Source organism: Synechococcus sp. Lug-A, from assembly GCF_024345655.1.
Taxonomy (GTDB): Bacteria; Cyanobacteriota; Cyanobacteriia; order PCC-6307; family Cyanobiaceae; genus MW101C3.
The window spans coordinates 124,856-145,164 of record NZ_JAGQBN010000007.1 but is presented as its reverse complement, the minus strand read 5'-3'; the positions used below and the strand labels follow the sequence as shown (position 1 = coordinate 145,164).

General features: G+C 69.9%; 20 protein-coding genes and 1 pseudogene. 10 read left to right on the top strand and 11 right to left on the bottom strand.

Going from position 1 to position 20,309, the window contains the following annotated elements; translation table 11 throughout:
* Positions 1-910 (top strand): glycoside hydrolase family 3 protein (locus tag KBY86_RS07260; RefSeq protein ID WP_255140683.1); only part of this gene is annotated, 910 nt, incomplete at its 5' end.
* Between the two features lie 30 nt (positions 911-940).
* On the opposite strand, the pseudogene KBY86_RS07255 reads toward KBY86_RS07260, so the two are convergent.
* Together KBY86_RS07255 and KBY86_RS07250 are read right to left on the bottom strand one after the other, a co-directional pair.
* A pseudogene (locus tag KBY86_RS07255) lies at positions 941-1,198 on the bottom strand (cell division protein SepF); the annotation flags it as partial.
* Between the two features lie 61 nt (positions 1,199-1,259).
* Entirely contained in the window at positions 1,260-1,823 is a 564-nt protein-coding gene (locus tag KBY86_RS07250; protein WP_255140682.1) for a PAP/fibrillin family protein, read from the bottom strand.
* A gap of 164 nt (positions 1,824-1,987) precedes the next feature.
* Here KBY86_RS07250 and KBY86_RS07245 point away from each other — a divergent pair, with 164 nt between their 5' ends.
* Positions 1,988-2,350 (top strand): RNA-binding protein, encoded by a 363-nt coding sequence (locus KBY86_RS07245; RefSeq protein ID WP_255140681.1) that lies wholly within the window; start codon positions 1,988-1,990, stop codon positions 2,348-2,350.
* Positions 2,351-2,408: 58 nt separating this feature from the next.
* Here the strand turns inward: KBY86_RS07245 and KBY86_RS07240 are convergent, their stop codons facing one another.
* Positions 2,409-3,986 (bottom strand): apolipoprotein N-acyltransferase, encoded by a 1,578-nt coding sequence (locus KBY86_RS07240; protein ID WP_255140680.1) that lies wholly within the window; start codon positions 3,984-3,986, stop codon positions 2,409-2,411.
* A 50-nt stretch (positions 3,987-4,036) separates the two neighbouring features.
* Between KBY86_RS07240 and KBY86_RS07235 the strand changes: the two genes are divergently transcribed.
* From KBY86_RS07235 to KBY86_RS07225, 3 genes are all read left to right on the top strand, one after another.
* Positions 4,037-4,378 carry a phasin family protein gene (locus KBY86_RS07235; protein ID WP_094512662.1) on the top strand — a complete coding sequence of 114 codons (342 nt, stop codon included), beginning with the start codon at positions 4,037-4,039 and terminating at the stop codon, positions 4,376-4,378.
* Between the two features lie 81 nt (positions 4,379-4,459).
* Complete coding sequence (locus KBY86_RS07230) at positions 4,460-5,116, top strand: FKBP-type peptidyl-prolyl cis-trans isomerase (protein WP_255101150.1); 657 nt, start codon at positions 4,460-4,462, stop codon at positions 5,114-5,116.
* Positions 5,117-5,266: 150 nt separating this feature from the next.
* The gene (locus KBY86_RS07225; RefSeq protein ID WP_255140679.1) at positions 5,267-5,866 is read left to right on the top strand and encodes a superoxide dismutase; all 600 of its coding nucleotides are present in this window, start codon (positions 5,267-5,269) and stop codon (positions 5,864-5,866) included.
* A gap of 12 nt (positions 5,867-5,878) precedes the next feature.
* Here KBY86_RS07225 and queA read toward each other — a convergent pair whose 3' ends face one another.
* The 5 genes from queA to lipB form a co-directional block, all read right to left on the bottom strand.
* On the bottom strand, positions 5,879-7,003 hold the full coding sequence (gene queA / locus KBY86_RS07220) for a tRNA preQ1(34) S-adenosylmethionine ribosyltransferase-isomerase QueA (protein ID WP_255140688.1): 1,125 nt from the start codon (positions 7,001-7,003) through the stop codon (positions 5,879-5,881).
* 31 nt (positions 7,004-7,034) lie between these two features.
* Complete coding sequence (locus KBY86_RS07215) at positions 7,035-8,393, bottom strand: dihydrolipoamide acetyltransferase family protein (protein WP_255140678.1); 1,359 nt, start codon at positions 8,391-8,393, stop codon at positions 7,035-7,037.
* A 63-nt stretch (positions 8,394-8,456) separates the two neighbouring features.
* On the bottom strand, positions 8,457-8,900 hold the full coding sequence (locus tag KBY86_RS07210; RefSeq protein WP_094512666.1) for a YlqD family protein: 444 nt from the start codon (positions 8,898-8,900) through the stop codon (positions 8,457-8,459).
* A 46-nt stretch (positions 8,901-8,946) separates the two neighbouring features.
* Positions 8,947-10,905, bottom strand: a complete 1,959-nt coding sequence (locus tag KBY86_RS07205) for an AMP-binding protein (RefSeq protein ID WP_255140677.1) — start codon at positions 10,903-10,905, stop codon at positions 8,947-8,949.
* 27 nt (positions 10,906-10,932) lie between these two features.
* Positions 10,933-11,613 carry a lipoyl(octanoyl) transferase LipB gene (lipB, locus tag KBY86_RS07200; RefSeq protein ID WP_094512668.1) on the bottom strand — a complete coding sequence of 227 codons (681 nt, stop codon included), beginning with the start codon at positions 11,611-11,613 and terminating at the stop codon, positions 10,933-10,935.
* 51 nt (positions 11,614-11,664) lie between these two features.
* On the opposite strand from lipB, the gene hpf reads away from it, so the two are divergent.
* From hpf to KBY86_RS07175, 5 genes are read left to right on the top strand one after another with little or no spacing between them, the layout of a single operon-like run.
* A complete protein-coding gene (gene hpf / locus KBY86_RS07195; RefSeq protein WP_094512669.1) occupies positions 11,665-12,249 on the top strand; it encodes a ribosome hibernation-promoting factor, HPF/YfiA family in 585 nt (194 codons plus the stop codon).
* Positions 12,250-12,253: 4 nt separating this feature from the next.
* A complete protein-coding gene (deoC, locus tag KBY86_RS07190; protein ID WP_255140676.1) occupies positions 12,254-12,934 on the top strand; it encodes a deoxyribose-phosphate aldolase in 681 nt (226 codons plus the stop codon).
* A complete protein-coding gene (gene recO / locus KBY86_RS07185; protein WP_094512671.1) occupies positions 12,931-13,767 on the top strand; it encodes a DNA repair protein RecO in 837 nt (278 codons plus the stop codon). Before deoC ends, recO begins: the two co-directional genes overlap by 4 nt.
* Positions 13,768-13,780: 13 nt before the next feature.
* Positions 13,781-15,238, top strand: coding sequence for an MFS transporter (locus KBY86_RS07180; RefSeq protein WP_233132939.1), 1,458 nt, complete (start codon positions 13,781-13,783; stop codon positions 15,236-15,238).
* A gap of 27 nt (positions 15,239-15,265) precedes the next feature.
* Complete coding sequence (locus KBY86_RS07175; RefSeq protein WP_255140675.1) at positions 15,266-16,537, top strand: glycosyltransferase family 4 protein; 1,272 nt, start codon at positions 15,266-15,268, stop codon at positions 16,535-16,537.
* Here the strand turns inward: KBY86_RS07175 and KBY86_RS07170 are convergent.
* The 3 genes from KBY86_RS07170 to tyrS form a co-directional block, all read right to left on the bottom strand.
* A complete protein-coding gene (locus KBY86_RS07170; protein WP_255140674.1) occupies positions 16,498-18,009 on the bottom strand; it encodes a 1-acyl-sn-glycerol-3-phosphate acyltransferase in 1,512 nt (503 codons plus the stop codon). The two genes, KBY86_RS07175 and KBY86_RS07170, sit on opposite strands and share 40 nt — an antisense overlap.
* A 208-nt stretch (positions 18,010-18,217) precedes the next feature.
* Positions 18,218-18,979 (bottom strand): orotidine-5'-phosphate decarboxylase, encoded by a 762-nt coding sequence (pyrF, locus tag KBY86_RS07165; RefSeq protein ID WP_255140673.1) that lies wholly within the window; start codon positions 18,977-18,979, stop codon positions 18,218-18,220.
* On the bottom strand, positions 18,979-20,283 hold the full coding sequence (gene tyrS, locus KBY86_RS07160; RefSeq protein ID WP_255140672.1) for a tyrosine--tRNA ligase: 1,305 nt from the start codon (positions 20,281-20,283) through the stop codon (positions 18,979-18,981). The genes pyrF and tyrS overlap by 1 nt, the downstream gene beginning before the upstream one ends.
* Positions 20,284-20,309 lie beyond the last annotated feature (26 nt).

Sequence of the window (20,309 nt, the reverse complement as noted above, 5' to 3'; positions counted from 1 at the left end):
GGTGCCGCCCCCCGCCGCGCTGGGGCGCGGGCGGGGCTGGGGGCGGCTCACGCCACTCTGGCGCCAGCTGACGCGGCTGATCGCGGCCCTGGCGCGGCTGGGCTCGGCCCGGCCCGGCAGTCACTTCGCCTCCGGCGACCGCACCTGCCTGGGCCTGCCTGCGGCGCAGCTGCGCCTGATCCGGGCCGTGGCCGCAGCCAACCCCCGCACCGTGGTGGTGCTGATGGGCGGCGGCGCCATCCTGTGTGAGGAGTGGCGGCAGCAGGTGCCGGCGCTGCTGCTGCTCTGGTATCCCGGCGAGCAGGGGGGCGCGGCCCTGGCCGATGTGATCTTCGGGCGGGTGTCCCCTTCAGGCCGGCTGCCGTTCACCCTGCCCAGCAGCGAAGCGCACCTGCCGCCATTCGATCCCCGGGCTCGGCGCCTCACCTACGACCTCTGGCACGGCTACCGCCGCCTGCGCCGCCAGGGACACACCGCCACCTACCCCTTCGGCTGGGGTCTGTCCTACGCGGCCTTCACCCATGAAGGGCTGGTGGCCAGGCTCGTGCCGGAGGAGCAGGTGCCGCAGGCGCAAGGGCCCGACGTGCAGATGCTGGCCGTGTCGCTTGTGGTGCACAACACCGCGGCAGTGCCAGGCGACGAGGTGCTGCAGGTGTACGTGGAGCCCCCGGGCCTGCGGCTGCCGAGGGCGGCGCGGCAGCTGGTGGGCTTTCAGCGCCTGAGCCTGGCAGCGGGGCAGACGCTGCCGCTCACCCTGCGGATTCCGCTGCGGCGTCTGGCCTGCTTCGATGAAGCCCGCGACGCGTTCGTGCTGGAGGCGGGGTGCCACCGCGTGCTGGTGGCGCCTCACGCGGAGGCACCCGGCCTGGCGGTGGAGCTCACCTTGCGCGAGGAGGTGCTGGAGGACTGAGACAGATCAGCCGCCACCGCCCACGTCGCGGGTCACCCCCACCCCTTTGGGAGCGAACAGGAACACCATCTCGCCAAGCCGCTCCTGGTGGCCATCGAGCGCGAACACGCCACCGGAGACGAAATCCGCCGACCGCTGCGCCTCCTCGGGCGCCATCGCGGTGAGGTTGAGCACCACCGTCTTGCGTTCACGCACCGCCTGAACAGCGTCGAGCGACTCCTCGAAATGCCGGGGCTCCATCAGCAGCACCTCGGGTGGCAGGTCGGGGAACCGGTTCATGGTCACAACCTGACATGGTCAGCCGGCCGGTGCCAGCACGCTGGCGTGTGGCCCGGCCGGGTGGCGGGGGTCATGGGGCGGCGTCCGCCTGGTGGTCCAGGGCGCCCAGAAACATGTCGGGATCCAGATCGGGCCGGCGGCGCAGCGCAAACACGGTGCCGGCGTTGCCGCGGCTGAGGCGCAGCTGATCATCAAGAAACGTGACATCCAGCCAGGCGGGAAATCCCTGCTGAACGGCGCGGAACAGCTCCAGCCGACGGCCCGCCAGCTCGGGCCCGCGCCAACCACCCCGCTCGAAGGTCACGCTCACCCGCTGGGCGCCGGTGACGGCGATGCGGGCCTGCACGCCGATGGCTGCCAGTGGCCCCAGGGGACCCGCCAGTCGCAGCAGGTTCATCGCCTGGCCCCGTTGCGGCAGCAGCACCTGCAGGTTCTCCAGCCAGGGCGCCACTTTGAGATAAGGCAGTTGGCTGCTGCTCCAGCGCAGTTCCCACACGCCTGTCAGCTGCTCAAGCTGGCGGTCCAGATCGGCGGGCGCCTCCTGCTCCAACCCCTGGATCAGGGCCAGCAGTGCGTCGTCGGCCAGGGATCCGGGCCGCTCCAGGGCGTCGAGAAGCTGCTGGCGTAGTGGCATGGAGGAGGGCTGGCAATGGGTGGAAAACACACCGCGACGACGGGAAGACTTGGACGGACGTACGGGGCGAGCTCCTGTACGATTTGGTTGATTCCTAGATCCCTGGCCAGTCCACAAGTCTGTTCAAGACGTCGACGGATCCGTTCAAGTTTTTTCTCAGCTCAATGACAATCTACGTAGGCAACCTCTCGTTCGATGCCGAACAGGAGGATCTCCGTGACCTCTTCAGTCAGTACGGGGAAGTTCGCCAGTGCAGCCTGCCTCTCGATCGGGAAACCGGCCGGAAGCGCGGTTTTGCCTTTGTCGAACTGGCCAATGATGCCGAAGAACAGAAAGCCATCGACGATCTCCAGAACGTCGAATGGATGAATCGCATGATCCGCGTCAACAAAGCTGAGCCGCGTGGCGGCGGCGGTGGCGGCGGCAACCGCGGTGGTGGCGGCGGCTACGGCGGTGGCGGTGGCTACGGCGGCGGTGGTGGCGGCGGCGGCTACGGCGGTGGTGGTGGCGGCCGCAGCCGTTACTGAGCCGGTACTGAATTCACCCGTTGCTGATTCAACGAAGCGCCCTTCGGTCGCTTCCTGATCAACCTTCAAGCCTCGCCCTGTGCGGGGCTTTTTTCATGGCTGCCGCCCGACAGACGCCGCCGACCAGCGCCAGCACCAGCAGGGGCAGTTCGCCCCAGCGCACGTAGGGGGTCCACGCCGTGCGGTGCTCCAGCGCGAACAGGCCGGTGGCGGCATGCCCGGCGGCCAGCCGCTGGCGAATCACTCCGTGGTGGTCCACCACCAGGCTCGGACCGGTGTTGGCGGCACTGGCCAGCCAGCGGCCCGTTTCGATCGCACGCAGCTGGCTGAGGGCCGCGAACTGGTGCTGCAAGAGCGGGGGATAGGGATCGAGGTTGGCTGTGGCCAGCAGCCAGCCGGCTCCGGCGCGGCTGGCGGCCGCCAGCCCCCGGCCGTCCGACAGCTCGTAACAGATGGCCACAGCGAGCGCGCCCCCCGGCCGCTGCAACAGGCGCGAGGGCGCCCCGGGCTGCACCCCGCCCACCGCCGACAGGCCGGCCCAGCGCCACCAACGCGCCAGCGGCACCCATTCCCCAAGCGGCACCAGCCGGTGCTTGTCGAGGGCGGAGACGGGCTGGAGGGAGCCCGGCGGGAAGCGCAGCAAACTGCTGCGCAGCTCTTCTCCCACCTGCCGGAAGCCACCGCTGAGCACCTCCACCGGCCCCGTTCCTGGCAGGTGTTGCCCCAGGGCGAGAGCCCCCTCCGGCAGCACCAGCAGATCCACCTGCCGCTGCATCGCCTCCGCCTGAGCGGCGGCCAGACGGCGGCGTAGCAGGAGTTGCTGATCGGCGTCGAACTTGCGCCGCGTGGGAATCGCCGGCTGCAGCACCAGCACGAGCTCCCGCAGGTCTACGGCCTCGCTGTGCTGGATTGCAGTGTGCTTGGCCGGGATCTGGCTCAGTCGCTGGTCCGGTTTCTGACCGGTGCTCTGGCGCTGACCTTCCAAAACTCCCAGCTGGCTCCAGCCGATCAGGTGCAGCAGCAGGATCGAGGCCGCCAGGAGCACACCGCTGCGCCGCCGCCGCTGCGGGCCGCCGGCCAGCACCCGCCAGAGACCCCAGCCGATCAACAGCTGGACCGCCGCCACCAGGCCACTGCCGCCCAGTGCCGCCAGCCCGGCCAGGGGCCGGTCGCCGGGCAGGGCCGAGGCCCCGAGCCCGATCCAGAACAGCGGCCCGGTGGCCAGCGTCACTTCCGCCAGGCCCCAGAGCGCGGCCGCCAGCAAAGCCGTGCTCCAGCGACGCGGATCGAGGCGGCGCACCAGCAGGCTCCACAGCGCCACCAGGGCGGCACCGAGCACCGCCAGGGCACCCCACAGAGCAAGGCAGAGGGGCAGGCTCAGCGGTAGCGGCACCCCCACCCAGTCGAGCGGATGGAGCCAGAGCAGCCAGCGGTGGCTCACCAGCACCGCCGCCGCCCCCCACAGGGCAGCGCCAGCCGGCGTGGTCTGCCCCCACAGAGGCACCAACGCCAGCCACAGCAGGGGCGGAAAGCCCCACGGGGCGAACGTCACGCCCGCCAGCGCACCCGCCAAGACGGCGGTGAAGGGAGCCGTGAGCGGGCGCGTGGCCCAGGGCAGCGGCCGGTCATCGCCCATGGCTTGGGTCCAGGGCGGGAGACCAGGATGGGGCACCGAACGTTGTCGCCATGGAACGGGACAATCTGCTGCAACAGCTGCTGCTGCGTGGGCTCGGCACCAGTTCGATGGTGGCTGAGCGGCTGCGCAGCGTCACCCAGTCGTGGGTGACCAGCGGCCGGCTCGATCCCGGCCAGGCCACCGCCCTGGTGGATGACGTGCTGCGAGCCCTGCGGGGAGACAACCCCGAGCTGGAGAAACAGGCAGGCCGCACGGTGGAGCGCAACGTGGAGTCGTTTCTCCAGGACCTGGGGCTGGCGCGGCAGAGGGAGGTGGACGAGCTGCGTGGTCGCATCGACCGGCTCGAGCAGGCCCTGCGCGCCCGCCGGGAGACGGAGGACAGCAGCGACTGAATGCGACCTCGGCCGGAAACCGCAGTGCCCGCTGGCAGAATCGGGCCTGCCACCGTTTGTGCCTTGACCCGCCCGTCCGCCATGCGCGACATCCTGATCAGCTCGACCCTCTGCGTCGCCTTCCTGCTGGTGGCTCTTGTAAGCCAGCTGGTGGCCCCCAGCACGGTGGAGGCGGCAGGCACAAGTGCCGCGCTCACGACTGCGGCCCCCACCGCCAATGCTGCGGCAGCCGGCACCGCGCAGCCTGCTGCGGCCATGGCCGTGAACCGCTTCGAACTCGACCCCGACGACCCCAACCCCACACTTTTTGCCATGGCTTCTGACTCCAGCACCGATTCCTCCGTGGCCCAGGGAGGCGGCGCCGGCGCTCTCGGCGGTGAGATGGTGGCAGCCAAGGAACGGGTCACCCCCAGCGGGCTGCGCATCATTGACGTCAGCATCGGTGAAGGCGCTGAAGCGATCAGCGGCCAGAACGTGCTGGTGAACTACCGCGGCACCCTCGAGAATGGCAAGGAATTCGACAGCAGCTATTCCCGCAATCAGCCCTTCAGCTTCCCGCTCGGCGCTGGCCGGGTGATCAAGGGCTGGGATGAAGGGGTGGCCGGCATGAAGGTGGGCGGCAAGCGCAAGCTGGTGATCCCGCCTGATCTGGCCTACGGCGAGCGCGGCGCCGGCGGCGTCATCCCCCCCAACGCCACCCTCACCTTCGAAGTGGAGCTGCTGCGCGTCGGCGGCTGATTCGCCCCCCCGCCTTCACGGCGTGATGATGGGTGTGATTGTTAAAATGATCACACCAGCGGGCGGGTTCACACCGGCGGAAGGGTTCGCTCCGCGGATCGCTCCACGCGTCAGCCCGTCTCCGCTCTTCATCTTCTTTCGAACCCACCAATGGCTCACCAGCTGCCCGCGCTTCCCTACGAACTCGACGCGCTCGAGCCGCACATCTCCCGCCAGACCCTGGAGTTCCACCACGGCAAGCACCACGCGGGCTACGTGGCCAATCTCAACAAGATGGTGGAAGGCACCGATCTGGAAGGAAAATCCCTGGAAGAGGTGATCCTGGCGGTGGCCGGCGACGCCAGCAAGGCGGGCATCTTCAACAACGCCGCCCAGGTTTGGAACCACACCTTCTACTGGCAGGGTCTCAAGCCCGGCGGCGGCGGTGCCCCCAGCGGCCCTCTGGCCGACAAGATCAATGCTGATTTCGGCGGTTTTGATGTGTTCACCGAGCAGTTCAAAGCTGCCGGCGCCACTCAGTTCGGCAGCGGCTGGGCCTGGCTGGTGCTGGATGGCGGCACCCTCAAGATCACCAAGACCGGCAATGCCGATCTGCCCCTGGCGCATGGCCAGAAGGCCCTGCTCACCATGGATGTGTGGGAGCACGCTTACTACCTCGATTACCAGAACCGCCGCCCGGATTACATCTCCACCTTCCTCGACAAGCTGGTGAACTGGGAGTTCGTGGCCGCCAATCTGGCTGCCGCCTGAACCCTCAGGGCCTCAGGGCCTGGCCCCCGGCAGCACCACTGCCGGGGCAATCCACATGGCATCGCCATAGGAAAAGAAGCGGTAACCCTCGTTGATCGCCGTGGCGTAGAGCTCGAGCAGCCGGGGACGCCCGATCAGGGCACTCACCAGCAGCAGCAGCGAGCTCTGCGGCAGGTGGAAGTTTGTGATCAGCCCTTCCACCACCCGAAAGCGGAACCCGGGCTGAATCACCAGGGCCACCGGCCCTTGAAAAGGCTGCAGCACGCCATCCGCTGACGCGGCGGCAGCCCCTTCCAGCGCCCGCACGCTCGTGGTTCCCATCGCGATCACCCGCCCGCCAGCGGCGCGTGTGCTGGCCACCGCCTCTACCACCTCCGCCGACACCTCCACCCATTCGCTGTGGAGTTCGAGCGCGCTGAGATCTTCCGTTTCCACCGGCCGGAAGGTGCCCAGCCCCACGTGCAGCGTGATCGCCACGAGGCGCACCCCGCGGGCCTTCAGAGCCGCCAGCAGCTCGTCGCTGAGATGCAACCCCGCCGTCGGTGCTGCCACGGCACCGGGTTTGTCGGCGTAGCGCGTCTGGTAGCGCTCGTCGTCGCTGCTGTCCTGCTGGTGGATGTAGGGCGGCAGGGGCATGCTGCCGTAACGATCCAGGAGCGCCTCGATAGCTGCGGCATCGACGCAGTGGGGCGGGAACTGGATCACCCGGCCGCCGCTGGCCTGATCCACCTCCAGCACTGTGACCACCAGCGGTGGTCCATCAGTGGCCTGCGGCGACAGTCCCCCAGCAGCCTGCAGCTCAAGCTCCTCACCGGGGTGGAGGCGTTTGGCGGGCCGTGCCAGACACAACCAGCGCCCTTCCCCGCGGGGTTCCAGCACCAGCAGTTCCACGGCCCCGCCGGTGCGGCGCCGTGCCGCCAGCCGCGCCTTGAGCACGCGGGTGTTGTTCACCACCAGCAGGTCGCCGGGCTTGAGCTCCTCGGCCAGATCCCACACCGTTAAGTGCCGCGGCGGAGCCGGCTCCTGCTCCACGGCCAGCAGGCGGGCCGCATGGCGCGGTTCCGCCGGCCGCTGGGCGATGCGCTCCTCGGGCAGATGGAAGCTGTAGCTGGAGAGCAGCGTGTCTGGATGGCTCAGGGAGCCGGCGGCAGGGTTCGACACCGTCGGTTCAGAGCGCCAGGCTTTCGGGCCGGTGTTCGATCAGGTCGGCCAGATCCTTGAGGAACGCCGCCCCGTGGGCGCCATAGATCACCCGGTGGTCGGCGGTGAGGTTCACCTGCATCTGGCGCTTGACGGCGATCGAGCCATCGGCGTTGGCCACCACCGTGGGGCGGGAGGCCGCCACCGCCAGGATCGCGCCGGTGCCGGGCGGAAGGATCGCATCGAAACGGTCGACCCCGAACATGCCGAGATTGGAGAGGGTGAAGGTGCCGGTGCTGTACTCGTCGGGCTTGAGCTGCTTGGTGCGGGAGCGGGCCACCAGGTCCGCCCAGCTGCGCGACAGGCTGTAGAGATCGGTGCGATCGGCCTCCTTCAGCACCGGCGTCACCAGGCCGCCGTCATCCATGGCCACGGCGATCGCCACATTGACGGAGGCGGGGTACACCATGCCGGTTTCGCTCGCTGCGGCGTTCACCTGGGGATGGCGCGCGAGCACCACGCCCACCGCCTTGGCGAGCAGGGCCGTCATCGTGACGCCCTTGCTCTTCACCTGCTTGTAGAAGGCATCGAGCCGATCGGTGGTGATCGTGTAGCCCACGTGGAAACAGGGAACCGCGAGGCTGGCGAGCATGTTGCGGTTCACCGCCCCCTGCAGGGTGGTGAAGGCCACCGTCTCTCCCGGGCGGCCGAAGCTCTGGCCCGCGGGTGCGGCCGAGGCACCGCCACCGGCCGAAGCCCCAGCGGGAGCGGCGGCCGTGACGGGGGCACTGCCTTCCGCCACCCGGGCCACCGAGGCGGGCTGGCCGGCAGCCCGCTCCACGTCCTCGGCCTGGATGCGGCCATGGGGGCCGCTGCCCTTGAGCGCTTCCAGCTTGACCCCGAGCTGGCTGGCCAGCTTGCGGGCGCGGGGAGTAGCCACCACCCGGCCGTTGCCCGCCGCCGGAGCAGCAGCCACAGGCAGGCTGGCAGCGGCAACAGCCGCTGGCGCCGGGGGAGCCACAGCGACCGGAGCCGCCGGCGCAACCGGTGCGGCAACGGGTGAGGGCGAGGCAGGGGCGGCCACAGGAGCGGGGGCTGCAGCGGGCGCGCTGGGGGCACCGGCCTGGGCAGCGGCTATCTCCGCTTCGGTTTCCACAATCAGGCCGATCGTTTCGCCCACCGGTGCCGTGCCACCGGCCTGCATCAACACGGCGGCCAGGAAGCCCTCCTGGAAGGCCTCCACGTCCATGTCGGCCTTGTCGGATTCGACGACCAGGACGGACTCACCGCGCTCGACGCGGTCGCCGGGCTGCTTCAGCCACTCCACGATCTTGCCCTCCGTCATCGTGGAGCTCAGGGCGGGCATGAAGATTTCGTAGGTCGCCAAAGTCCTGGTCCCGATGCAGCCGGCGACGGGATTTTACGCGCTACGCCGTCGCCACCCCGGAGCTCAGCCCCCCTCGATCGCTTCCACGACGCCATCGCGCACCAGCACCGCCACCTGGAGCTTCTGCACCAGGTTGTCGCCCACCTTGATCTTGCAGGCGCCTTCGATCTGGCCCTGATCCACGATCTGCTCGAACTCCAGTTCGCGTACCTGGCGCTGCTGTTCGAGCATGGCGCGCTTCTGCTCCTCCAGTTCACTGCGCTTGGCCGCCACCTGCTGCTGCACTGAGCCCACCTGCTCCTGCACCCGTGGATCGAGCGGATTCATGCTCTGGCGGCGGATCTCATCCACCAGTTGCTGGCCCTCCTGCTCCAGCTGAGCGAGCTGCTGATCGGTGTTGGCGACAGCGCCGCTGAGCTCTCGCTCGGCATCTTCCTTCCAGCGCGGAGTCACCACCGCCCGCACCGTGATGGTGCGCTTGATGGTCAGCGTTTGGCCGTCGGACATGGGGGGTTGGTAGCAGCTACCAGGCTGTCAGCCGGTGGAGCGGGGGTCAACCGGCGTAGATGGCCTCCACTGCCGCCTGGTCCCGCTGGGTGATGCGGTCACGCCGCTGTTTCAGCGTCTGGGTGAGCAGGCCGTTGTCGATCGTGAACGGCTCCACCAGTGCCACCCCGGCCAGGCGTTCGTCGGGGCGCGAACCGGGGCGGGCCGCCAGCAAGCGGTTGAACTCACCTTTGAGGGCACGCAGCAACAGGGCATCGGCCTCCACAGCGGCATCGGCACCAGAGGGCGCCGGCAGACCGGCCGCCGCCGCGAAGGCCGCCAGCGGCTCGGCGCGGGGCACCACCAGGGCGCCCAGCTGGCGGCGGTCCTGCCCCACCAGCATCACCTGCTCCACCAGCGGATGGGCCACCAGGGCCTCCTCCAGCGGGCCGGGCTCGATGTTCTCGCCACTGCTGAGCACGATCGTGTCCTTGGCGCGGCCGGTGAGCACCAGGGAGCCATCGGGCAGCAGGTGGCCGAGGTCGCCGGTGTCGAACCAGCCGTCGGCATCGAGCACGGCAGCGGTGGCTTCCGGCTTGTTGAAGTAGCCGGCCATCACCTGCGGACCGCGCGCCAGCACCCGGCCCCGCTCGCCCCAGCCCAATGGCGCGCCGCTCTCCTGATCGACGATTTTCAAGGCGGTGTCCGGCAGGGGTTGGCCGGCGCTGCCGCGGCGGTTGCGCCAGGGCCGGCGGCAGGCAAGCACCGGGCTGGTTTCGGTGAGGCCGTAGCCCACCAGCAGCTCGATGCCGATCGCCTCGAAGAAGCTGTCCACGTGCAGGGAAAGGGCACCGCCGCCGCTGATCGCCGTGCGCAGAACCCCCCCCGACAACTGCTGCCTCACCTTCGGCCACAGCAGCGCAGCGGCCAGCGCATCCACCGGCCAGCTCACCGCACTGAGCAGCGCCGCCGTAAGCCGGGCCAGTGGCGGCTCCACCTGCAGGGTGAGGCCCCTGGCGCGGCGGCGCTGCAGCCCATGGAAGCGGCTCGCAGCCAGTGCCTTCTCGATCAGGCTGCGGCGCTTGGCGGGCATGGCCGCCAGCGCATCCTCGAAGCCCGCCAGAAGCGCTTCCCAGAGGCGGGGCACGCTGATCATGTAGTGCGGCTTGACCGCCTGCAGGTCACCGCGCAGGTGCTTGAGCGTGGTGTAGGTCTGGCGGCAGCCGGCCGCCAGCAGGAAGTATTCGGCCGTGCGCTCATAGGCATGCCAGATCGGCAGCACGCTCAGCGCCCGATCGCCGGGGCGGGGATTCACCGCCACCCCGAGGGTGCGGAGCTGATGCAGCAGGTTGGCGTGGCTGAGCGGCACGCCCTTGGGCCGGCCGGTGGTGCCGGAGGTATAGAGCAGCGTGGCCAGGCGCTCCGGCGCCACCGGTGGCAGCGGCGGTGGCGCCACGCCGGCCCCGCGGGCGCTGAAGTCGGGCCAGCTGAGGCCCATCACCTGCTCGGGCAGCGGCAGTGCGCCCGCGCCGGCCGGCTCCTCCAGCAGCACCACGAAACGCAGCCGGGCGAGCTGCTCGGGCGGCAGGGCCAGGCGCTGCAGCAGCGCGGCCGATTCCACCACCAGCCCCACTGCGCCGGAGTCCTCGAGGATGTAGCGCAGCTCCTCCACCGGCGCCGTGCTGCCCCGCACCGCATCGGCGGCGCCGGCCCGCATCAGCCCCTGGTCGGCGATCAGCCAGCGCGGCGAGTTCTCGGCAAACAGGGCCACCACATCGCCGGGGGCCACGCCCAGGGAGGCAAAGGCAGCGGCGGCCTCCAGGATCGCGGCGTTGAGGTCGCAGAAGCTGAGCTGCTCGGGCGGGGTGGTGTGGGGAGCCTCCAGGGCCACGGCTGTGCCGTAGCGCTGGGCCGCTTCCGGCCAGATCTGCTCCAGCCCGGTGATCTGGCTGAGGTCCTCGCGAGCGGCCAGCGCCTGACAGTCCTTCCGGTCACCCGACCAGGAAATCTCCGCCCGTGCTTTCACTGCCTTGCAGCCGATGGTGGCACAGGCTTAACACCCCCAGAGCCGTTCGGCGGGCTCCGGTGGTCGGAGCGTGAGTCCGAACGCCTCGGCACCCGCCCGGCTCAGCAGCGGTTGCACCTGGTCGGGGGTGATCCCGGGGCACCAGTCGCTCAGCCGGCCCACCGCCCGCCCTTCCAGACCGCAGGGCACGATCGCCTCGAATCCCCCCAGGTCACAGTTCACATTCAGGGCAAGGCCGTGCTGGCTGATCCAGCGGCGCGCCCCCACCCCGATCGCCGCCAGCTTGCGCCCCTCCAGCCACACACCGGTGAGCCCCTCGATCCGCTCCCCCACCAGGCCCAGCTCCGCCAGCACGCTGATCACCACCCCCTCCAAGGCGCGCAGATAGCAGTGGAGATCAGCGCCGTGCCGCTGCAGATCGAGCACGGGGTAGAGCACCAGCTGGCCAGGCAGATGGTGGGTCACCTCCCCGCCGCGATCGATGCGGTGCAGGGGCGCAGGCGGAGCCTGGGGATCGAAGCGCAGAAACCCTGAGCTGGCCCCGCGACCGAGCGTGTAGCAGGGCAGATGCTGGAGCAGCAGCAGCGCTTCCGGAGCCGCGGGGTTGGTCAGCAGGCGATCACGCAGCTGCTGCTGCCAGTGCCACGCCTGAGTGAACTCCACCGGCGCCGGGGGTTCAAAACGGATTGCATCGAGAAGTGGTTTCATGCGCCTGGCTTCCTAGGCTTATTGCAATCCGATCGCCAAAGGAGCGGTTCGATGAAGCTGTTGATCCACGGTCGCAATCTCGACGTCACCCCAGCCATCCGGGAGTACACGGAAGACAAACTGACCCGGGCGATCAATCATTTCGAGGGGCTGGTCAAGGAGGCGGATGTCCATCTGTCGGTGGCCCGCAACCCCCGGGTTCCCCAGCAGACGGCGGAGGTCACCGTGTTCGCCAACGGCCTCGTGATTCGCGCCCAGGAACGCAGCGAAAACCTTTACGCCAGCATCGATATGGTGGCGGGAAAACTCAGCCGCCAGCTGCGCCGCTACAAGGAGCGCCTCACCGATCACCACCAGAGCGACGTGCAGGAGGCGGTCGGCCTCGAAGACGGCACCACCGACACCACGGCGCTCACGGCCGATCTTCTGGCCGGCCGCGAACCGGAACTGCCGGTGCCCGCTGTGCGGCGCAAGTATTTCGCCATGCCGGAGATGAGCCTGGAAGCGGCGCTGCACCAGCTTGATCTGATCGATCACGATTTCTACGTGTTTCGTGATGAGAAGACGAGAGGAATTCAGGTGCTGTACCGCCGCAATCATGGTGGCTTCGGAGTGATTCAACCGCGGGATTCCTGAACTCTTGCGCCACGAACGCCCCGACCTGGCACCGCTCATTGATCACGCGCTTCTCGATCCCCATCATGGGATCGAAGCCGTGCATCGTTGCTGCGACGAGGCCCGCCACTTCGGCTTCGCCGGTGTCTGCCTCGCCTCGCGCTGGCTGGCCTGCGGCCGGGACCGGCTGGGCAGCGCCAGCCGCGTGCGGTTGATCGGGGTGGTGGCCTTCCCCTTCGGCGCGGTGCCGGCGGCGATCAAACGGGCCGAGGCGGAAGCCGCCGCGGCCGCCGGCGCCGACGAACTGGACATCGTGCCCGACTTCGGCGCCCTCGCCGATGGCAACGGCAGCGCCGTCTACGAGGAGATCGGCGCGATCGTGGAGCTGGGCCTGCCGGTGAAGGTGATTCTCGAGGCCGGCAGGTTGAGTGATCCCGCCCTGGCCCTGCTGGTGGAGGCGTCCATCGATGCCGGCGCCGCCTTCCTCAAGAGCGGCAGCGGCTTCGGTCCGCCGGTGAGCGTGGCCCAGGTGCAGCACCTGCGCGAGCTGGCCCGCGGCCGCGTGGCCGTGAAAGCCTCCGGTGGCATCACTGGGCTGGAGCAGGCCTTCGAGCTGGTGGAGGCCGGCGCCAGCCGGCTCGGCACCAGCCGTGGAGTGGCACTGATGCAGGCGCTGCGCAGCCCCGCCACACCCCCTGGCTCGTGAGCGGCGGCGCGGCGCGCCTGGAGGGGCTCGTGCTCAAGAGCGGGCCCCTCGGCGAAAACGACCGTCTGCTTACCTTGCTCACCGACGCCGAAGGGCTGGTGCGGCTGGCGGTGCCGGGAGCGCGCCGGCCGCGCAGCAGCCTGGCGGCAGCGGTGCCGCTGGCCCTGCTCCAGCTGCAGGTGGGCGGTGGCCGCGGCCTGCGGCGGGTTCGGCAGTTGCAGGTGCAGCGCACCTACAGCCAGCTGGCGGAGCGGCTGGAAACGCTCGCTGCCGCTCAGGCGCTGGCGGAGCTGGCCCTGCTGCTGGTGCCGGGCGGCGATGGCGTCCACGGGGTGCTGGAGGATCTGCTGATGCAGCTGGGGCGTCTAGACACCGTGGTGCGCGAGCGGCAGGAGAGCGTTGAGGCCCTGGCGATCGCGGTGCAGGGCAGCGTGCATCTGCTGGCCCTGGGCGGCTATGGCCTGCCGCTGCAGTGCTGCGGCCGCAGCGGGCAGCCGCTGGAGCCACCGATCGGCAACTGGGACTGGCGCTGCAGCCTGGTGCCCAGCGAAGGGCTGTTGATCGGCGCGGTGCCCGGGGCGATGCTCGTGCTCAACGCCTCTGAACTCGCGCTGCTGCAACGGCTGACACGCCCGGCTCCACCGCGCCGCCGGGACGGGGAATTGATGGGGCCGCTGGCGGTGTGGCTGCGGCTCCTGCAGCTGGTGGAACTGTGGACCCAGGAGCACGGCGGACGCCGCTGCCGTGCGTTGCGTCTTCTGCGTGACTGCTTCGAGCCGGGTCACGCGCTGGAGGCACCATCCCCTGAGCCATCATTGCGGCGGAACGGATAGAACCTTGAGCGGATTGTCCCGAGCCACCCCCCCGCCTCCGCCGATGCCGGAGGCCGGCCCCAGCGGAGGCAGCGTCGGCGAAGATGCGTCCAGAGGTCCGGCAGCCTGCCCGGAGGCGGCCGCCAGCGAGGAGCTGGCCAGCACGGCCCGGGGCCAGGGCTTGCAGGCGGTGCTGGCCCTGCCCGACTTCCGGCGCCTGTGGCTGGGGCAGATCTTCTCCCAGCTGGCCGACAAGTTCTACATCGTGTTGATGGTGTTCCTGATCGCCCAGTACTGGGTGACGGACACCCCCCAGACCAACGCGCTGCTGGCTGAAGCGGCCGCCAGCCTGCGCTTCGATTTCGAGACCCGCGCCCAGATGATCACCCTGCTGGCCACGGGGATCTATGTGGCCAACACCGTGCCCGCCATGGCCCTCGGCACCGTGGCGGGGGTCTGGGCCGACCGCTGGCCGAAACGCAAGGTGATGGTGGCCTCCAACGCCCTGCGCGCGGGCCTGGTGCTGCTGGCCCCGCTGCTACTGATCCCCGGCCCGTTCTTCCTCGGCCTCAGCTGGGGCTACTGGGGCCTGGTGGCGATGACCTTCCTCGAGTCGGTGCTCACCCAGTTCTTTGCGCCCGCCGAGCAGGCGGCCATTCCCCTGCTCGTGCCGCGACCGCTTCTGCTCGCTGCCATCTCGCTCTACCAGGCCACCAGCATGGGCGCCACGATCGTGGGCTTCGCGCTCGGCGACCCGGTGCTGCGCCTGCTGCGCAACGGACTCGCCACGCTCGGCATCGAAGGCGGTGAGTTCGTGCTGCTCCCGCTTTGCTACGGGCTGGCGGCGCTGTCGATTGCCCGCATCCGCGTGGTGGAAGCCCCCTGGCAAGACCGCGGCACCTCGGTGTGGGGCGAGATCCTGGAAGGAATCCAGGTGCTTCGCGAGCGCTCCAGCGTGCGAAATGCCCTGGTGCATCTTGTGTTGCTGTACAGCATCCTGGCGGCGCTCTATGTCCTGGCCATCAGCCTGGCCTCGGCGATCAAGGGGCTCGGACCCACCCAGTTCGGCACCCTGCTGGCCATGAGCGGCCTGGGCATGGCCGTCGGTGCACTGGCGGTGGCCCAGCTCGGCCGCGGCTTCACCCGCCGCCTGCTCTCGGCCTCGGGCCTGGGCCTGATCGCCTTTGCGCTGGTGCTGCTGGGCCAGGTGCGCGGCAGCCTGTCGCTCACACTCGGCTTGTGCGTGGCGCTGGGGGTGGGCGCCGCCCTGCTGGCCATCCCCGCCCAGACCACCATCCAGGAAGACACCCCGGAAGAACTGCGCGGCAAGGTGTTTGGCCTGCAGAACAACCTGATCAACATTGCCCTGAGCCTGCCGCTTGTGCTGGCGGGCACGGTGGTGAGCCGCTACGGGCTGCAGCCCGTGCTCTGGGTACTTGCGGGCATCACCCTGCTGGCGGCCCTGCTGGAGCGTCCCTGGCAGCGCTGCTAGCGTTTTGGCAGAAATGGGCGACAGCAGTTGGCGCATATCGCCTGGCTGGGCAAGAAATCACCCTTCTGCGGCAACGTCACCTACGGGCTCACCACCACGGAGCAGTTGCGGCAACGGGGCCACCGCATCAGCTTCATCCACTTCGACACACCCGCCACGGGCCCCGGGCTGCCCTGGGATCCCCCGAGCGTCAACGGCAAAGGCCTGACGCTCACCAAGGAGGCGCTGCGGGCCTCGCGCCGGGCCGCGCTGGCGGGCGATGAGAGCGAAGTAGCCCTGCCCTACCTGCTGAAGTCGCAGGTGTACACGGTCCCCGCGCCGGGCGCCCAGCGGGAGTTGCGGGAATCGCTGGAGCAGCTCAAACCGGATCTGGTGCACGCCAGCCTCACGCTCTCGCCGCTCGATTTCCTGCTGCCCGATCTCTGCCAGCAGCTGGGCGTGCCGCTTGTCGCCACCTTCCATCCCGCCTTCGACGCCGGCCTTCGCAACCTGGCGGGCGGTACCCAGCAGCTCACCTACCAGCTCTATGCCCCGGCTCTGGCCCGCTTCAACCGGGTGATCGTCTTCTCCGAGCTGCAGGCCGAGGTGCTGTCCCGGCTGGGGGTCAAGGATGACCGGTTGGCGGTGATCCCCAACGGCGTCGACACCGATGTGTGGAAGCCCGCGGACTCCGAGCGAGGAGGTTCAGAGCGGAGAGGCTCCGAGCGTGGCAGCAGCGCTCTGCGCCGTGAGGTGCAGGCGCGCTGCGAAGGCCGCCGCCCGTTTCTGTACATGGGCCGGCTGGCCACCGAGAAGAACGTGGAGGCCCTGCTGCGCGCCTGGCGGTTGGTGCGGCCAGCCGGCTGTGTGCTGGTGATCGTGGGCGATGGGCCGCTGCGGGGATCGCTGCAGGCCGCCCATGAAGACCCGGACATCCTCTGGTGGGGCTATGAACCTGTTCTGGAGCGACGGGTGGCGCTGCTGCAGGCCTCGGAGGTGTTCCTGCTGCCGTCGCTGGTGGAAGGGTTGTCGTTGTCGTTGCTGGAAGCTATGGCCAGCGGCACCGCCTGTGTGGCCACCGATGCTGGCGCCGATGGTGAGGTGCTGGAGGGAGGGGCCGGTATCGTGATCAGCACCCAGGGGGTCACCACCCAGCTGCGCACCCTGCTGCCGGTGCTGCGCGACCAGCCTGTGCTCACCGCCGAACTCGGGCGCCGTGCCAGGGAGCGGGCGCTGCAGCGCTACACGCTCACACGCAACATCGAGGCGTTGGAGCGTGTTTACGCCGAACTGGTGCCTCGTCCCGCCCTGGCGGCCTGAGAGCCAGGGCCGGCCCCCTCCAGTTCCGCCAGCATGCGGGCGCGCAGGTCGGCCATCAGTTCCTCCACAGCCTCACGGCGACCGCTGAGGTAGCGGCCGTGCCGCTCGGTCACATCGATCGGCTCCCCCACCGACAGCCAGGCGAGCCGGGAGCCCAGCTCGGGTGGCTTGTCGTGGCTGGTGCCGTTGATCCAGGTGATCGCTCGCCACAGGATCTGCAGCACTTCGGTGTAACGATCGAAGCTGGGCTTCTCAGCCACGTAGGAACCGCTGAGCGTGGAGAAGTATTCCACCAGGCGCATATGGTCCATGGCCAGGCGGGCCTCGGTGGCCTGCCAGTCGGCCAGGCTGCGCTCCAGGGGCGTCATCGCCTTCAGGTCGTCGCGGTAGATGCGGTCCCAGCCCGCCTGCTCCACGCGCCGGCAGCGCTCACCGAGGCTCCCCTTCGGACGCAAGAGCTGCAAACGGCTTTCAGCCACCCCCAGCGCCGCGTTGCGAATCCGCTCGAGCCTGGTGATGAAGCCGTTCTCGAGGCAGGACGGGTACGGCGCCGGGGTCGAAAGAGGAGGCAGGTCCAGGCCATGGGCCTCCCGGTAGAAGTCCTCCAGCAGGGTGATCACGTTGTCGCCCAGCTGGATCAGGCGGCGGTAGCGCAGCGCTTCCGCCATGCTGCCATCCCCCATGGGGCCGCCTGCTCCTGCAGGGTGTGCTGTGTTGTCTGATGCTTCTGAACCTTCCGCACCTTCTGAGCCTTCGGCACCATGCCGGCCCGGACGCCGGCGAAGCTGGGCTTCGAGGCGATCGAGCAGCGTATCGATCGCCGGCCAGTCGCGGCCCTGCGTCACGTACTTGAGGGCGATCGGCACGATCAGCACCCGCTCCTGACGGCCGGCGGCCGCCAGGTCGTCACAGCACCAGAAAGCCATCTGGGCCAGCCCCGGCTCCAGGGGGCCAAGCAGCTCGCCGTGGTTGTTGGTGGCACCCTCCGGAGCGATCGCCAGCGGGAACGGGCCCTGGGCCAGCACCTCGCGGGCGGCCTTGAGCGCCACCCGGTCGAGCTTGCCGCGCTGAATCGGGATGCCCCCCAGCGCGCCCAGGATCCAGCCGGCAGCCTCTCCCGCCCACAGGGGAATGCCTCGGTCGTAGAGGAACTGGCTGTGCACCGGTCTGCGCAGGGTCAGCCCTGCCGCCCGGGCGGCCCGGGGCACCTCCTCCCAGATCAGCCGGGCCATCGTGAGCGGATCGGTGGTGGTGGGGTGGCGAAAGGCGATCAGCAGCCGCACGCGGCCCTGCTGGTGCTCCGAAAACAGCTGAGCCAGCCGCTCCGCCCCCTCCACCTGACAGTCCACAATCTCCCGCGTGCGCAACAGCAGCGGCAGCGCCCAGCGGCTGAGCCGGTGCACCCAGGGGCTGAAGTGGGCGGGGAGGAAGCGAAGGCCCGACTGGGCCGGCTGGATCCCGGCGCGGGGCATGGTCGGGGGGCAGAGCGTGCCTGCAGCATCCCCCGTGGCGGCCCGGCTGTCTGTGCGCCACGGGCCGGCGGGATCAGCGGCTGGCGGAGCAGGGGAAAACGGGACCCGCTCCTGGCGGGCTGGGCGGGTGGTCTGCGGGGCAGCCGGCGGGAGTGGGTCTGGTGTGGGCCGCTGGGCCAGGCCAAGCCTCAGACAGCGGGGCGGTGGCTCAGGGCGCTGCGGTCAGTTCGGCGCAACAGGCCGCGAACGCCGCCGCCGGATCGGGTGCTGCCGTGATCGGCCGGCCGATCACCAGCTGGCTGGCACCAGCGGCGATCGCCTGGGCCGGCGTGAGCACGCGGGCCTGGTCGCCCGTGGCGGCGCCGGCGGGGCGGATGCCCGGGGTCACCAGGGCGAAGGGCAGTGGATGCCGCGCGCGTAGCTCGGCCACCTCCAGCGGTGAGCACACGGCACCGCGCAGCCCGGCGGCAGCCGCCAGGGCCGCCAGGTGGCTCACGTGGGCGGCCATCGCCACTGGAACCTGCAGTTCGGCGGCGAAGCGGTCGGCCTCCCAGCTGGTGAGCACAGTGACCGCCAGCAGGGTGGGCGGAGCCATGCCCTGGGCAGCAGCACCCTGCTCCGCCGCCGCCTGGGCCGCCGCCAGAGCCCGGCGACCGGCGCTGGCATGCACGGTGATCAGCTCGGCACCCAGAGCGGCGGCGCTGTGGCAGGCGCCAGCCATGGTGGCGGGGATGTCGTGGAACTTCAGATCCAGAAACACGCGCAGGCCACACCGGCGCAGCTCGCGCACCACCTCCGGCCCGGCGGCGGTGAACAGCTCCAGGCCCACCTTCACCCAGCGCAGCTCCGGAATCGAGGCGGCCAATGCAAGGGCGCTGCCGGCATCGGGCCGGTCAAGGGCCACGATGATCCGCTCTGCAGGATCGGCCAACGCCGTGGTGCCCACCGTGGTTCGCACTGTGGTGGCCATCAGGGCACCAGCCGCCGGAAGGTCTTCTTGCCGAGCTGCAGCACCTTGCCGTCCAGCTCCGCCGCGCTGCTGAATTCCAGGTTGGGATCGCTCAGCTTCACGCCATCCAGCTTCACGCCGCCCCCCTGGATCTGGCGTCGCCCTTCACTGCTGCTGGCGCAGACCCCGATGGCACTGAGCAGGAAAAAGGCCTTGGCGGGAAAGTTCACCGACGCCAGTGACGCCTCCAGCACCTCGACAGCCTCGGCACGGGGCGAGCCGCCTGCTTCACCATCGAGCCCTGGGTTCCGCCCTGCCCCCACTCCCACCAGTCCGGCGGCATCGGCCTGGGCCTGCAGCGCCGCCTGCTGGCCATGGCGTGTGGCGGTCACCTCCAGGGCCATCGCCTTCTGGCGCTCCCGCGGATTGGCCGGCAGCGCCTCGAGCTCGAGATCCGTGAGCAGGGTGAGGTAGGCGTTCACCGCGGCGTCGGGCACCTTCTCCAGCTTTGAATACATCGAGAGCGGGTCGTCCTGGAGCCCCACGGTGTTGCCCAGGCTCTTGCTCATCTTCTGCACACCATCGAGCCCCGGCAGGATCGGCAGCAGCAGGCCGAACTGGGGCGGCTGGCCGAAGTGGCGCTGCAGATCGCGGCCCATGGCCACATTGAACTTCTGATCGGTGCCGCCCAGCTCCAGGTCGGAGCGCACCGCCACTGAGTCATAGCCCTGCAGCAGCGGGTACAGGAACTCATGCAGGGCGATCGGCGTGCCGCCGCCATAGCGCTTGGAGAAGTCGTCCTTGGCGAGCATCTGCCCCACGGTGCTGGTACCCAGCAGCTCGATCACCTGTGGCAGATCCAGGGCCGCCAACCACTCGCTGTTGCGGCGCACCTCCAGCCGGCCGGGGGTTTCGAAGTCGAGCAGGGCGCGCTGCCGCGGCTGTCCCTGGCCCAGCTGCTCCAGATAGGTGGTGGCATGGGCGGCCACCGCCTCGGCGCTGAGCTGCACGCGGGTGGCGCTCTTGCCGGTGGGATCACCGATGCGGGCGGTGAAGTCGCCGATGATCAGCACGGCGGTGTGGCCAGCGTCCTGGAAGGCCCGCAGCTTGCGGAACAGCAGGCTGTGCCCCAGATGGATGTCGGAGCCGGTGGGATCGATGCCGAGCTTGATGCGCAGCGGCCTGTCCTCCCGCTCGGCTTCCGCCAGGCGCGCGGCCAGTGAGGTGGCGCTGCCGGCCAACGGACCCGCCTCGTGCGGAAAGAGATCCGCCAGGCCCCGGCTCAGCCATGCCGGCACGTCCGGCCACACCTGCGCCTGCCCCATCCGTTCACCCCACCCGTGCCACGACC